12 protein-coding genes are annotated in these 13,395 nt (G+C 59.1%); 4 read left to right on the forward strand and 8 right to left on the reverse strand.

Annotation, left to right across the window (positions count from 1 at the left end; genetic code table 11):
- Nucleotides 1-456: 456 nt before the first annotated feature.
- The 5 genes from AB4P97_RS12765 to AB4P97_RS12785 form a co-directional block, all read right to left on the reverse strand.
- On the reverse strand, nt 457-786 hold the full coding sequence (locus tag AB4P97_RS12765; RefSeq protein ID WP_395602768.1) for a DUF2790 domain-containing protein: 330 nt from the start codon (nt 784-786) through the stop codon (nt 457-459).
- A 68-nt stretch (nt 787-854) separates the two neighbouring features.
- A complete protein-coding gene (locus tag AB4P97_RS12770; RefSeq protein ID WP_042559882.1) occupies nt 855-1,055 on the reverse strand; it encodes a co-regulatory protein PtrA N-terminal domain-containing protein in 201 nt (66 codons plus the stop codon).
- A gap of 211 nt (nt 1,056-1,266) precedes the next feature.
- Nucleotides 1,267-4,416, reverse strand: coding sequence for a CusA/CzcA family heavy metal efflux RND transporter (locus tag AB4P97_RS12775; protein ID WP_395602769.1), 3,150 nt, complete (start codon nt 4,414-4,416; stop codon nt 1,267-1,269).
- Between the two features lie 15 nt (nt 4,417-4,431).
- Nucleotides 4,432-5,631 (reverse strand): efflux RND transporter periplasmic adaptor subunit, encoded by a 1,200-nt coding sequence (locus AB4P97_RS12780; protein ID WP_395602770.1) that lies wholly within the window; start codon nt 5,629-5,631, stop codon nt 4,432-4,434.
- 49 nt (nt 5,632-5,680) lie between these two features.
- Nucleotides 5,681-6,928 (reverse strand): TolC family protein, encoded by a 1,248-nt coding sequence (locus tag AB4P97_RS12785; RefSeq protein ID WP_395602771.1) that lies wholly within the window; start codon nt 6,926-6,928, stop codon nt 5,681-5,683.
- Between the two features lie 454 nt (nt 6,929-7,382).
- Between AB4P97_RS12785 and AB4P97_RS12790 the strand changes: the two genes are divergently transcribed.
- The 4 genes from AB4P97_RS12790 to AB4P97_RS12805 all read left to right on the forward strand — a co-directional run bounded on the left by AB4P97_RS12790 (nt 7,383) and on the right by AB4P97_RS12805 (nt 10,390).
- Nucleotides 7,383-8,057, forward strand: a complete 675-nt coding sequence (locus AB4P97_RS12790) for a heavy metal response regulator transcription factor (RefSeq protein ID WP_042559886.1) — start codon at nt 7,383-7,385, stop codon at nt 8,055-8,057.
- On the forward strand, nt 8,054-9,460 hold the full coding sequence (locus AB4P97_RS12795) for a heavy metal sensor histidine kinase (protein WP_395602772.1): 1,407 nt from the start codon (nt 8,054-8,056) through the stop codon (nt 9,458-9,460). The genes AB4P97_RS12790 and AB4P97_RS12795 overlap by 4 nt, the downstream gene beginning before the upstream one ends.
- A 202-nt stretch (nt 9,461-9,662) precedes the next feature.
- The gene (locus AB4P97_RS12800) at nt 9,663-10,016 is read left to right on the forward strand and encodes a type II toxin-antitoxin system Phd/YefM family antitoxin (RefSeq protein ID WP_395602941.1); all 354 of its coding nucleotides are present in this window, start codon (nt 9,663-9,665) and stop codon (nt 10,014-10,016) included.
- The gene (locus AB4P97_RS12805; protein ID WP_395602773.1) at nt 10,013-10,390 is read left to right on the forward strand and encodes a type II toxin-antitoxin system VapC family toxin; all 378 of its coding nucleotides are present in this window, start codon (nt 10,013-10,015) and stop codon (nt 10,388-10,390) included. The genes AB4P97_RS12800 and AB4P97_RS12805 overlap by 4 nt, the downstream gene beginning before the upstream one ends.
- Nucleotides 10,391-10,518: 128 nt before the next feature.
- Here the strand turns inward: AB4P97_RS12805 and AB4P97_RS12810 are convergent, their stop codons facing one another.
- From AB4P97_RS12810 to AB4P97_RS12820, 3 genes are read right to left on the reverse strand one after another with little or no spacing between them, the layout of a single operon-like run.
- A complete protein-coding gene (locus tag AB4P97_RS12810; protein WP_042559890.1) occupies nt 10,519-12,261 on the reverse strand; it encodes an ABC transporter substrate-binding protein in 1,743 nt (580 codons plus the stop codon).
- A gap of 48 nt (nt 12,262-12,309) precedes the next feature.
- Nucleotides 12,310-12,582, reverse strand: a complete 273-nt coding sequence (locus AB4P97_RS12815; RefSeq protein WP_042559891.1) for a DUF2160 domain-containing protein — start codon at nt 12,580-12,582, stop codon at nt 12,310-12,312.
- Nucleotides 12,583-12,592: 10 nt separating this feature from the next.
- The gene (locus tag AB4P97_RS12820; RefSeq protein ID WP_003232361.1) at nt 12,593-13,393 is read right to left on the reverse strand and encodes a carbohydrate ABC transporter permease; all 801 of its coding nucleotides are present in this window, start codon (nt 13,391-13,393) and stop codon (nt 12,593-12,595) included.
- Between the last annotated feature and the right edge of the window lie 2 nt (nt 13,394-13,395).

Raw genomic sequence — 13,395 nt, forward strand, 5'->3', positions numbered from 1 at the left:
CAATCGAAGGGTGGCAGCTGTACGCAGGTTGGAACCCGGGCCACCAGACAAAACCCGACAGACTCGAAGTCTCCCGCGCACAGCCGCCATAACGGAGTGCACACCATCAAGGTGCGCAAGCATACGTTATGAAAGCCAATTTTGCGCTTTCGGGTGGTCCGGGGTTCCAATCCCGATCGCTGATTGGGCAGCGACGTTCACAGCCTAGAGAGCCGACGTCCGACGGACAACCTGAAAACATTGTGGGAAGGTTCTGCATTTCCCACACAACCTTTAAACATCCAGAATCGAAATACACATCGTCATATCGAATCCCCCCCTGTAGGAGCTGCCGCAGGCTGCGATCTTTTGATTTTGATTTTAAAGACCAAGATCAAAAGATCGCAGCCTGCGGCAGCTCCTACAGGGGACCGCGTTTTTATCATTACGGAGCGGTCGCGTTTTGATTGGGGCAGATCAGCCGCGCTGGCGGCATTCGCCGGCCACGGTGTATTTGACGGTGTTGAGTTGGCCTTTAGAGTCTTCGTAAGTCATGGCAGTGGGGACGACGGCGCAAGTCGCCGGCGGCTTGACGACACTTACGACTTTGACCACATCCAGCTTCATCCCGTACTCGTATTCCTTCACCACTGGCGGCGCTTTGCCCTGGTTGGCGGCGTATTGCTCCATGGCTTTGGCGTTGGCACTGAATGCGCGCTCAAACGTGCGGTCACCACCGCCCTCGGCCAGCACATTCAAGGACATCGCCATCACCCCGGTGAACACCATCCACTTGATCAACTTCATGTTTATAACCTCCATAAAAAAGCCCGGCATCGATGCGCGATGACAGGCTTGTTCCAGCACGGCTGCGTTTACAGGTCTTGAGTCTTGTCGTCTTTCTTGTCATTGACGACGACCGGATCGCGGGCCTGTTCGCGGGCAACGTACAGCTCTACGGAGCGGTCGTTGGCGGTCATCATTTTTTTGAAAGTGCGGTCGCCGCCACCTTCGGCCATGGCCAGGGAAGACAGCGCCAGGGCTGCGGTGAAGGCACTGATTTGGGCAAATTTCATTTTGATTCCTCGTTTAAGTAGCTGACGGGTTCAAGGTAACAATCCGAACCTATCGGGACGGTGGCGGGGAAATTACATATCCGTTATCTCCCGGATCAGCGCACGGAAATCCTGTGGGAGCGAGCCTGCTCGCGAAAGCGGTGGTTCAGTCACATCATTGTTGACTGACAGATCGCCTTCGCGAGCAGGCTCGCTCCCACAGGGGGATTACCTATTTAGTTGGAACAGCCTCCTCATCCCGGCGATGGGCGAGTTGGTACAGCGCCGGCAAGATCAGCAACGTGAGAATCGTCGAAGACAGGATCCCGCCGATCACCACTGTCGCCAATGGCCGCTGCACCTCAGCCCCCGTGCCGGTCGCCAGCGCCATCGGAATGAAGCCCAGCGACGCCACCAGTGCCGTCATCAACACTGGCCGCAATCGCGTCAGCGCACCGATGTTGATCGCCTCAGTGAGCGACCGCCCCTCCTCCCGCAGATTGCGAATGAACGCAATCATCACCAAGCCGTTCAACACCGCCACTCCGGACAACGCAATAAACCCGACGCCCGCCGAAATCGACAGCGGAATATCGCGCAACCACAGCGCCATGACGCCTCCGGTCAACGCAAACGGAATCCCGGTAAACACCAGCAAGCCATCCTTCAGATTGTTGAACATCATGAACAACAACCCGAACACCAGCAGCAACGCCACCGGCACCACGATCTGCAAGCGTTTGGCCGCTGATTGCAGTTGTTCGAACTGCCCGCCCCAACTGGTCCAGTAACCGGCTGGCACCTGCACGTCACGCTCGATCACTTCGCCTGCCTCGGCAACGAATGAACCGATATCGCGCCCACGCACGTTGGCGCTGACGATCACCAGCCGCTTGCCGTTTTCACGGCTGACCTGATTCGGCCCCAGCACCAGGTCGAGGCTGGCGACGTCTTGCAGGGCGATAAAACCGATCTGATTCGCCGCGCCATTCACCGCCGGCACCGGAATCAGCAGCGCCGACAAGCCGTCGATGTCCTTGCGCATGGCATCGGACAAACGCACGACCATGTCGAAACGCCGATCCCCTTCATACAACGTGCCGGCCTGACGCCCACCCACCGCCACAGCAATGGTGTCCTGCACATCACCGACGTTGAGCCCGTAACGCGCGGCCTTGTCGCGATCGATGTTGATGGTCAGCACCGGCAACCCGGTGGTTTGCTCGACTTTGACTTCGGAGGCGCCGCTGACCTTCTGCATCGCCGCCGCAATCTTCGCCGCCGTGGCGTTGAGCACGTCCATGTCATCGCCAAACACCTTCACCGCCACGTCACTGCGCACGCCGGAAATCAGTTCGTTAAAGCGCAACTGAATCGGCTGCGACAGCTCGTAGTTGCTGCCCGGCAATGTGGCGGCCACCGCTTGCAGTTCGGCCATCAGAGTTTCGCGGGACTTGCCCGGATCCGGCCATTGCTCTTTGGGCTTGAGCATCACGTAGCTGTCGGAGATGTTCGGTGGCATCGGGTCGGAGGCGATTTCCGCAGTGCCGGTGCGGGCAAATACGCGCTCGACTTCCGGCACCCTGGCCAGAATCAGCGTCTCCAGTCGCTGCTGCATATCGACGGATTGCGTCAGGCTGGTGCCCGGCACGCGCAAGGCTTGCAGGGCGAAATCGCCCTCACTGAGGCTCGGCACAAACTCGCTGCCCATGCGGCTGGTCAGCACGCCGCTGAGCACAATGACGCCCACCGCCGCGCCCACCGCAACGGCACGATGACTCATCACCCAAGCCAATGCCGGCGCATACACGCGACGCGCGCCGCGCATCACCGCGCCCTCTTCTTCCTTGACCTTGCCAGTCACGAACAGCGCAATCGCCGCCGGCACAAAAGTCACCGACAACAGCATCGCGCCGAGCAAAGCGATGACCACGGTGAACGCCATCGGGTGGAACATTTTCCCTTCAACGCCGCTCAGGGCGAAGATCGGCAGGTACACGACCATGATGATCAACTGGCCGAAAATCAGCGGTCGCCGCGCCTCTTTGGCCGCCGCAAACACTTCCTTGAAACGCTCGGCACGCGTCAACAATCGCCCATGGTGCTGCTGCGCATGAGCGAGTCGGCGCAGGGTGTTTTCGACGATCACCACCGCGCCGTCGACGATGATGCCGAAGTCGAGCGCGCCGAGGCTCATCAGGTTGGCGCTGACCTTGTTGCTGAACATGCCGGTGAAGGTGAACAGCATCGACAGCGGAATCACCATCGCCGTGATCAACGCCGCGCGAATGTTGCCGAGGAACAGAAACAGGATCGCGATCACCAGAATCGCGCCTTCGATGAGGTTCTTTTTCACCGTGGCGATGGCCTTGTCGACCAGGTGCGTGCGGTCGTACACCGGCACGGCGATCACGCCGTTGGGCAACGATTTGTTGATCTGCTCAAGCTTGCCGGCGACCGCTTGTGAGACGGTGCGGCTGTTCTCGCCGATGAGCATGAACACCGTGCCGAGCACCACTTCACGGCCGTTTTCGGTGGCCGCGCCGCTGCGCAGTTCGCGGCCGATTTCCACGGTGGCGACGTTTTTGATGCGGATCGGTGTGCCGTCGACATTGGCCATGACGATGTTGGCGATGTCCTCGGTGCTCGCCACTTGCCCCGGCGCGCGAATCAGCAACTGCTCGCCGCTGCGCTCGATATAACCGGCGCCGACGTTGGCGTTGTTACGCTCCAGCGCCGTGACCAGATCGGTGAGGGTCAGCTTGTACGCGGCGAGGCGTTTCGGGTCCGGGGCGATCTGGTATTCCTTGGCAAAACCGCCGATGGTGTTGATCTCGGCCACACCCGGCACGTTGCGCAATTGCGGCTTGATGATCCAGTCCTGAATCACCCGCAGATCGGTCGGTGTGTAAGGCGTGCCGTCGTCCTTCAACGCGCCCTCCCGCGCTTCGACCGTCCACAGGAAAATCTCGCCGAGACCGGTGGAAATCGGCCCCATGACGGCCTCCGCGCCTTCGGGCAATTGCTCCTTGGCGATCTGCAAACGCTCGTTGACCAATTGCCGGGCGAAGAACAGGTCGGTGCCGTCCTTGAAGATGACGGTGACCTGTGACAGCCCCGAACGTGACAGCGAACGGGTCTGCTCCAATGCCGGCAAACCGGCCATGGCGGTTTCAATCGGGAAGGTGATGCGCTGCTCGGTTTCCAGCGGCGAGAATCCGGCGGCGCCGGTGTTGATCTGCACCTGAACATTGGTGATATCGGGCACGGCGTCGATCGGCAGTTTTTGATAACTGGCGATGCCGAGGCCGGCCATGAGCAGAACGGCGAGCAGCACGATGATGCGCTGCTCGATGGCAAACTGGATCAGGCGTTCGAACATGGGGACCTTCCAGAATTAATGACTGTGCTCGGCCGAAGCCTTGCCCAGTTCCGATTTGAGGACGAAGCTGCCGGCGCTGGCGACTTGCACGCCGGCCTCCAGGCCTTGGGTGATTTCCACCTGCCCCGCCGCGCGACTGCCCAGCTCCACCGCTTGCGCCTTGAAGCCGTCGTCGGTGCGCACGAACACCGTGGGTTTGTCCTCGACGGTCTGGATCGCGGTTTCCGGCACCGCGACTTGCGCCTGACGGCTGTCAGTGGCCACCAGTGCGGTGACGAACAGCCCCGGACGCCACGAACCTTGCGGGTTTTCCAGGGTGACGCGCACAGTCGCCGTGCGGGTTTGTTCGCCAAGCAGACTGCCGACATAGGCCACGCTGCCGGTGACTTGCGCATTCAATTCCGGCGCGCTGACGGTCACGGCTTTGCCCACTTGCACCTTGGTCAGGTCCTTGGGCGAAACGCCGAACGTCACCCACACTCGCGACAAATCCGAGAGCGTGAAAGCCGCTGTGGTTTCATCAACCACCTCCCCCGGCGTCAGGTGTTTTTCCACCACGACACCGTCGAACGGCGCACGCAGTTCATAGCGATTGCCGCCGGTGGCGACCACGCTGCCGCTGAGCACGCTGATTTTTTGCCGGGCGTTGTTCACTGCGATTTCGGCTTCTTCCATGGCTTGCCGCGCCTGGAGAAAATCCTGCTCGGCAGAAATCCTGTCCTGCCACAGCTTCTTTTCGCGCTCATAAGTCGTGCGCGCCAAGGCCAAACGGCGTTGCGCCGCCGCCTGCTCGCTGCGCTGATCGGAGATCTGCTGACTGGAGATTACCGCCAGCAATTGCCCTTTCTTCACCGACTGGCCGAGGTTGACCGACACCGACTCGACCACGCCGGGCACGCGTGGTACGACGTGGGCGGTGCGGTCTTCGTCGAATCGCACTTCGCCGGGGAACGGTAACCCCAGGCTGATGGTTTGCGCCCGTGCTTCGGCCAGTTGAATGCCCGCAGCGGTGATCTGTTCGGCGCTCAATTCAATGTGCCCTTCTTCGCCGTGGTCGCCGTCGGCGGCGGCGGCGGCGCCTTCTTCAGCGTGATCGGCATGTTCCGCCGCTTCATCGGCATGCGCGTCGATAGAAGCATTGCCGGGCCACATCGAGCCGATGCCGATGCCCAAAGCCAAGGTCGCCACCGCGACCACCATCAGTTTTTTATCCATGGAAACTCCTCTGCGCCGTGCCTTCGCGCAGTGATTTGAAAAGTGAAATTCAAGGGCTGACAGCGAGGTCGCCGAAGATCCGTTCGATGCGCACGCGCGCATCTGTCGCTTCGCTGACGGCCTGGATGTATTGGCTGCGAGCGCTGATCAAGGTGCGCTGGGCGTCGAGCACGTCGAGGAAGCCGAACTTGCCCATTTCAAAGCCGCGTGTGGCGCTGTCCACCGCACTTTGCGCGGCGGGCAGGATGGTCTGGTTGAAGGCCTGGACTTCGCCATTGGCGGTCTGCCATTGCTCAAGGCTGGTCTGGATCTCCGTGCGCAAACGCAGCTCGGTGGCGTTACGCAGATCCCGCGCCTGATCGGTTCGGCGCGCCGCTGCCAGGACGTTGCCCTGATTGCGATTGAACAGCGGAATCGGCATCGACAGCCCGACCACGTTGACCCGCTCGCGCTCGGTTTCGCTGTACTGGCTGCCGAGGCTGACGGTGAGATCGGGAATGCGCTGGGACTTTTCCAGCCCCAACGCAGCCTCACGCTGATCGATCTGCAGGTTGGCCAGGCGCAGCTCGGCGGTTTCGTTCAGACGCTCCAATAAACGGCTGGGTGGCGGCACCGTGGCGAGGTTTTGCGTAGCAGCTTGTACGTTGATCGAGGTCGGCAACGGTGCGCCCATGACCTGTGCCAGTTGTTGGTAGGCGTTGGCCTGATCGCGTTCGGCGCGGCTCAGTTCCAGGCGCACTTCGGAGAGCTGCACCTGCGCCCGCGTGCCCTCGACCGGCGAGGATTTGCCCGCCTCGATGCGGCCCTGCGCCACGCGCAAACCGTGCTCGGCCAGTTGCAGCGACTGTCGCGACAACTGCAAGCGTTGCTGCGCAGTCTGGGTGCTGTTGAACGCCTGAATCACATCGGCGCGCAAGGCATTGCGCTTGCGCTCAAGTTCAATGCCGGCAGCGTCCTGCGCACGGCTGGCAACATCGATGCGCGCGCCGCGTTTGCCGCCCAGTTCAATCGGCTGGCTGAGCATCACCGTGGTGGTGCGGGACTCGCGGCGGGTGTCCTCGGCCTCCCACGAGACTTCGGGGTTGGGGATCAGGCCAGCCTGTTTGCGGTCACCCTCGGCGATGCCGATTTCCCATTGGGCAGCGGCCAGATCGGGGTTGCCGGCGAACGCGGTTTGCAGGGCCTGCTCCAGGGTCAGGGTCGATGCGACCGCAAGGTTTGCAGTGGCCAGCAACAGCATGCCGCCGGCTATTTTTTTCAGGCGTGATCGCGCCATCAGTTCTGTTAAACCGGGCAATGGAAGACTTCCTTTAATCAAGAATCTTTGATGCCGCCACGGTAGGGTTTTGAACTTATCGACAAGGTGACTGGAATATTACAAATCCGTTATCCACGGTTGCGGGAAGTTGTTTTGCACTAGCATGCGAAGTGCGACATTCAATTATGTAATACACGGAAACAAATACACCGAAGTTATCTGCCGAACAGCACTTGCCTGAAACGAGTTCTCATGAAGGTGCCCTATCGCCCTGCGGCAGGCTGCCGCAGTGGCTCTATTCAAGGCCTCACCGAAACGTTTTTCGTTGACTCTGTAGCTACTACAGCCTTTACCTTGCACGTCTGCACGCAGAGAAATCTCTGTAGGAATATTTTTAGTCGCTAATAAAACCCGTCCGGAAGCCCTTACAAAAACAACAACTTTCCCGGCCACCCTTAATTAAATATCCATTAAATAAAAGTGGTGATAGATCATGCGAATCCTTGTGATCGAGGACGAGCTTAAAGCTGCCGAATACTTGCATCAGGGTTTGACCGAAAGTGGTTATATCGTCGACCACGCAAGCACTGGCGCCGATGGACTGCATCTGGCGCAACAACAGGTTTATGACTTGATCATTCTCGACGTCAATCTGCCGGAACTGGACGGCTGGGGCGTGCTGGAACAACTGCGCCGCACTCATTCCACGCGGGTGATGATGCTCACCGCGCGCGGGCGTCTGGCAGACAAGATTCGCGGGCTCGATCTGGGCGCCGACGACTATCTGGTCAAGCCATTCGAATTCCCCGAGTTGCTGGCGCGGGTGCGCACACTGATGCGCCGCAGCGAAAACATCCCGGTGCCGCAGGTGCTGAAAGTCTCTGATCTGGAGCTCGACCCCGGGCGTCATCGCGCGTTTCGCGGCGAGCAACGCATCGACCTGACCACCAAGGAATTCGCCCTCCTGCATCTGCTGATGCGCCAGTCCGGCGAAGTGCTGACCCGCACGCAGATCATTTCACTGGTGTGGGACATGAATTTCGACTGCGACACCAATGTGGTCGAAGTGTCGATCCGGCGCTTGCGGGCGAAGATCGATGATCCGTTCGAGCACAAGTTGATCCACACCCTGCGCGGTGTCGGCTACGTGCTGGAGGCACGGGAATGAAGCCAGCCAGCCTGTCGATGCGCCTGGGTTTGACGGTGAGTATTCTCGGCGCGCTGTTGGTGGTGTTTCTGGCGATCCTGGCGTATTTCGCCCTGACCCATGAACTGAATGCACTGGCCAGAGACAGCCTGGTAAAGAAAATGGCGCAGGTTGAGCACAGCCTGTCGCTGTACGCCGATGTTGGCGAAATCAGCGGAAAACCGCACATCCTGCTCGATCAGGTGATGGGGCACGACAACCTCACACTGACCATTTACGACCGCTCAAACCTGCGTTCGCCACGGCTCAAATCCGGCTCGGGTCTGGCCGATCCGCGGGTCGAATTGAAAGCGGTTCGGGCGACCACCGATCAGTTGAGCTACAGCGACAGTACCGACGCGCAAGACGCAAAGTTTCTCACTGCCTCCAAGTTGATCCGCCTCAAGGATGGCAGCAGCGTGCCGGTGTTGCTGTCGATGGACAACGCCCATGATCAGGCGTTGCTCAGCGCCTATCTGCGTTCCACGCTGATTGCCTTGCCGTTATTGCTGGTGTTCATCGGCCTGAGTGCCTGGGGCGCGGTACAGCGTGGGCTGGCGCCGATGCGCGAGTTTCGTAAAGTGGCCGCGATGGTCTCGACCCAGGATCTGGATCATCGGCTGTCAGTCGTGAACATGCCCCAGGAGTTGAGCGAACTGGCGCAGGGCATCAACTTCATGCTGCATCGGCTGGATGCCGGGGTGCAGCAGTTGTCGCAATTCTCCGATGATCTGGCCCATGAGCTGCGCACGCCGATCAATAACCTGATGGGCAAAGCGCAGGTGACGCTTTCGCGCGAGCGCAGCGTGGATGAGTACAAGGATGTGCTGGTGTCGTGCACTGAAGAGCTGGAGCGCGTGGCACGAATTGTCTCGGACATGCTGTTTTTGGCGCAGGTCAGTCATCCGTCGGCACTGGCACCTTTTGAGTCGGTGGCGCTGGAGGAGGAAGCGCTGAAGGTGGCGGAGATGTTTTCGCTGTCGGCACAGGACAAGCAGATTCATCTGAATGTGCTCGGCAGCGCAGCGGTGATGGGGGATCGGTTGATGATTCAGCGAGCGATCTCGAATCTGCTGTCCAACGCACTGCGCCATTGTCCGTCCGGCAAAACCGTGACGTTGCTGATTGAACAAGGCGCGACACAGACCTCACTGCTGGTCAGCAATCCAGGCGCGGGGATCGAGGCGCAGCATTTGCCCCATCTATTTGATCGCTTCTACCGCGTCGACAGCAGCCGCTCACGCTCACAAGGCAGCACAGGGTTGGGACTGGCAATCGTGCGCTCGATCATGAGCCTGCATCAGGGCGTGGCCGATGTGAGGAGTTTGCCGGGAGCGATGACCGTGTTCCGCCTCGGTTTCCCGACTGCTGAGTCATCCGTATAGGCACCCATCCTCCCACAAACGCTGAAAGCTCTCGCCGCAACCTCCGTTTCGTCCTACAGCCAGTAACAGTGAATAGCTCTATCGTGGATGCCTTCGGGAGGGAATATCGGAGCGAGTAAGGATCATGAAACGAGATACTTTTTGGGAGTTGGTTGAGGGCGCCGACACCATGGCTGCCAGCCGGCAGAGCAAAACCAGGCAAATGCCCTACACCTATGGTCGTGCTGCCCTCTCACTTGTCTGCGCGGAACATTGGCGCGATTTTGCGGCCCTGGAATATTCTGGCTATATTTGTCCAGAATACGGGGGAGAAATAATGATCATCGTTCCGCTGGCGGAAGCCAAAAACAATCTATCCAAACTCGTCGATGACGCGGCAGCGGGACAGGTCATCACGATTGCCAAACATGGTCGTGCGCTGGCACGCCTCGTCCCTATGGGAAAATCCAATGGCCAACGTATAGGGGCAATGAAAGGAAAACTGGTGCTACCCGAAGATTTCGACGCCCCATTACCTGACGACATGCTCGATTATTTCGAAGGCACGCAGTCATGAGGATTCTGCTGGACACGCACATTCTGCTCTGGACGCTCAGTGATGACGCCAGACTCTCCGGCAAAGCCAGAAAGCTGATTGAAAACGCTGCCGATATCTACATCAGTGCTGCCACCTTCTGGGAAATGGCACTCAAGGTCGGACTCGGAAAGCTGAACGTTGATCTCGAGGAAATTCGGCAGTACTGCATCGAGAGTGGCTTTATAGAACTACCGGTAACGTTTGAACACGCAATCGCCGTGAAAGATCTTGAGCACCATCATCGTGATCCGTTCGACCGCCTTATCGTTGCAACCGCAATGACCGAACCGATGAAACTCCTCACTGCTGACCCATTGGTTGCCCGGTACACAGATCTGGCTGTTCTGGTTTAGTTCGGGCACAAAAAAGACAGGGAAACACCACTGAAACCTGTGGGAGCGAGCCTGCTCGCGAAAGCTGTGGGTCAGGCAGGAAAAAAAACGGCACCTTTCGGTGCCGTTCGCTTTTCACATTTCAGCTTTTACTTGCGCGCATCCGCCCACGATTTGAGCAGTTCGTTGTAGCTCACGGTCTCGCCCTTCGGCTTCTCGTTGGCCAGTTTCGGTTTCGGTGCGCCCGGCTGGTCGAACCAGTATTGCGCGTCGCGTTCCGGGTTCATTTTCGGTGCGCAGGTGGCCTGGGCCTTGGAGCGTTCCAGACGCGTCATGATCGCGTCCTGATCCTTGGCCAAGCCATCAAGCGCCTGCTGCGGAGTCTTCTCGCCGCTCGCCGCTTCGGCGATGTGGCTCCACCACAGTTGTGCCAGACGTGGATAGTCGGGCACGTTGGTGCCGGTCGGCGACCATTGCACGCGGGCCGGGCTGCGATAGAACTCGACCAGACCACCGAGTTTCGGCGCCAGATCGGTCATGGCCTGCGAGTTGATGTCCGACTCGCGAATCGGTGTCAGACCGACAATGGTTTTCTTCAGCGAAACAGTTTTCGAGGTCACGAACTGCGCGTACAACCACGCCGCGAGTTTCTGTTTCTCAGGCGTGGATTTCATGAACGTCCACGACCCCACATCCTGATAGCCGAGCTTCATGCCCTCTTCCCAATACGGGCCTTTAGGCGAAGGCGCCATGCGCCACTTCGGCGTGCCGTCGGCGTTGACCACCGGCAGGCCGGGTTTGGTCATGTCGGCGGTGAACGCGGTGTACCAGAAGATCTGCTGGGCGATGTTGCCCTGCGATGGCACCGGGCCGGACTCGGAGAAGGTCATGCCCGCGGCTTCCGGTGGCGCGTAGGCCTTGAGCCAGTCGACGTATTTGGTGGTGGCAAACACCGCCGCCGGGCCGTTGGTGTCGCCACCACGGGTCACGCTGGAGCCGACCGGATGGCAATCCTCGACGCGAATCCCCCACTCGTCCACCGGCAAACCGTTGGGCAGGCCCTTGTCGCCGCCACCGGCCATGGAGAACCAGGCATCGGTGAAGCGCCAGCCCAGGGACGGGTCTTTCTTGCCGTAGTCCATGTGCCCGTAAACGCGCTTGCCGTCGATTTCCTTGACGTCTTCGCTGAAGAATTTGGCGATGTCTTCATAGGCGGACCAGTTCACTGGCACACCCAGCTCGTAGCCGTACTTTTCCTTGAACTTGGCTTTCAGGTCGGCACGCTCGAACCAGTCGGCGCGGAACCAGTACAGGTTGGCGAATTGCTGGTCGGGCAGTTGATAGATCTTGCCATCCGGCGCGGTGGTGAACGAGATGCCGATGAAGTCCTTGAGGTCGAGGGTCGGCGAGGTGAAATTCTTGCCTTCGTTGGCCATCAGGTCGGTGATCGATTCGGTCTTGCCGTAGCGAAAGTGCGTACCGATCAGGTCCGAGTCGTTGACCCAGCCGTCATAGATATTCTTGTCGGACTGCATCACCGTCTGCATCTTTTCCACCACGTCGCCTTCTTGCAGCAGGTCGTGGGTGAGCTTGATCCCGGTGATTTCAGTGAAGGCCTTGGCCAGCACTTTCGACTCATATTCGTGGGTGGTCAGGGTCTCGGAAACGACCTTGATGTTCATGCCACGAAACGGCTCGGCCGCCTTGATGAACCACTTCAATTCTTCAAGCTGCTGTTCGGCCGTCAGGGTCGACGGTTTGAATTCGCTGCCGATCCACTTTTTCGCAGCATCTTCGTAGGCATCGGCCCAGGCAGATGCGCTCAAACCGCTGAGTGCCAGCATGGCTGCCAATGAAATGCTATGTCGCAGCTTATTGTTTTTGTCGAACATAGAGACCTCCTGTTTAGGATTTCGGAGCACGATTGCCGATCAATTCGACTAGCCCCAACGCATCACAGCCAACAGCCACACCAGGGACAACGCGGACGCGACCCAGATGCTCCAGTCGGTGGCGCCGATTACCAGCAAATGCAGGTAGGCGCTGCCGAGAAGACCGATAAACAAGCGATCGCCACGGGTGGTGGCAATCGGCAGAAACCCTCGCCGCAGAATGCTCGGCGAACGCAATTCCCAAGTGGTCATGCCCACCAGAATCAGGCCGATGACGATGAAGAATGTCGCTGTGGGGGTGGTCCAACTCATCCATTCCATCATCAGCTCCTCAAACTCGACCGAGGGCAAAGCCCTTGGCCACGTGGTTGCGAACAAACCAGATCACCAGCATGCCGGGCAGAATGGTCAACACCCCCGCCGCCGCCAGCACGCCCCAATCGATACCCGAAGCCGAAACGGTACGGGTCATCACCGCCGCAATCGGCTTGGCGTTTACCGAGGTCAACGTGCGCGCGAGCAGCAGTTCGACCCAGGAAAACATGAAGCAGAAAAACGCCGTGACGCCGATGCCGGAGCCGATCAGCGGGATGAAAATCTTCACGAAGAATTTCGGGAAACTGTAGCCATCAATGTAGGCGGTTTCGTCGATTTCTTTCGGCACGCCGGACATGAATCCTTCGAGAATCCACACCGCCAACGGTACGTTGAACAAGCAATGCGCCAGCGCCACAGCGATGTGCGTGTCGAACAGACCAATCGACGAATAGAGCTGAAAGAACGGCAACAGGAACACCGCCGGCGGCGCCATGCGGTTGGTCAGAAGCCAGAAAAACAGGTGCTTGTCGCCGAGAAACCGATAGCGTGAAAACGCGTACGCGGCGGGCAACGCCACGCTCAGGGAAATCACAGTGTTCAGGCTGACGTAGTACAACGAATTGAGATAACCGGTGTACCAGCTCGGATCGGTGAAGATCACTTTGTAGTTCGCCAGCGTGAAGTCCTGTGGGAAAAGCGTCAGGCCACCGAGGATTTCGGTGTTGCTCTTGAAGGACATGTTCAGCAGCCAGTAGATCGGCACCAGCAGGAACAGGATGTAGATCAGCAGCGGAATCAGCTTTCTCTTGCTCATGG

Origin of the sequence: Pseudomonas sp. A1230, from assembly GCF_044218825.1 — a bacterium.
In the GTDB taxonomy this organism is placed as follows: Bacteria; Pseudomonadota; Gammaproteobacteria; order Pseudomonadales; family Pseudomonadaceae; genus Aquipseudomonas; species Aquipseudomonas iridis.

Coding starts and splice junctions, on each gene's coding strand:
- AB4P97_RS12815 (WP_042559891.1), bottom strand. CDS start 12,582: ATGGAATGGATGAGTTGGACCACCCCCACAGCGACATTCTTCATCGTC.
- AB4P97_RS12765 (WP_395602768.1), bottom strand. CDS start 786: ATGAAGTTGATCAAGTGGATGGTGTTCACCGGGGTGATGGCGATGTCC.
- AB4P97_RS12770 (WP_042559882.1), bottom strand. CDS start 1,055: ATGAAATTTGCCCAAATCAGTGCCTTCACCGCAGCCCTGGCGCTGTCT.
- AB4P97_RS12805 (WP_395602773.1), top strand. CDS start 10,013: ATGAGGATTCTGCTGGACACGCACATTCTGCTCTGGACGCTCAGTGAT.
- AB4P97_RS12795 (WP_395602772.1), top strand. CDS start 8,054: ATGAAGCCAGCCAGCCTGTCGATGCGCCTGGGTTTGACGGTGAGTATT.
- AB4P97_RS12790 (WP_042559886.1), top strand. CDS start 7,383: ATGCGAATCCTTGTGATCGAGGACGAGCTTAAAGCTGCCGAATACTTG.
- AB4P97_RS12820 (WP_003232361.1), bottom strand. CDS start 13,393: ATGAGCAAGAGAAAGCTGATTCCGCTGCTGATCTACATCCTGTTCCTG.
- AB4P97_RS12775 (WP_395602769.1), bottom strand. CDS start 4,416: ATGTTCGAACGCCTGATCCAGTTTGCCATCGAGCAGCGCATCATCGTG.
- AB4P97_RS12810 (WP_042559890.1), bottom strand. CDS start 12,261: ATGTTCGACAAAAACAATAAGCTGCGACATAGCATTTCATTGGCAGCC.
- AB4P97_RS12800 (WP_395602941.1), top strand. CDS start 9,663: ATGCCCTACACCTATGGTCGTGCTGCCCTCTCACTTGTCTGCGCGGAA.
- AB4P97_RS12780 (WP_395602770.1), bottom strand. CDS start 5,631: ATGGATAAAAAACTGATGGTGGTCGCGGTGGCGACCTTGGCTTTGGGC.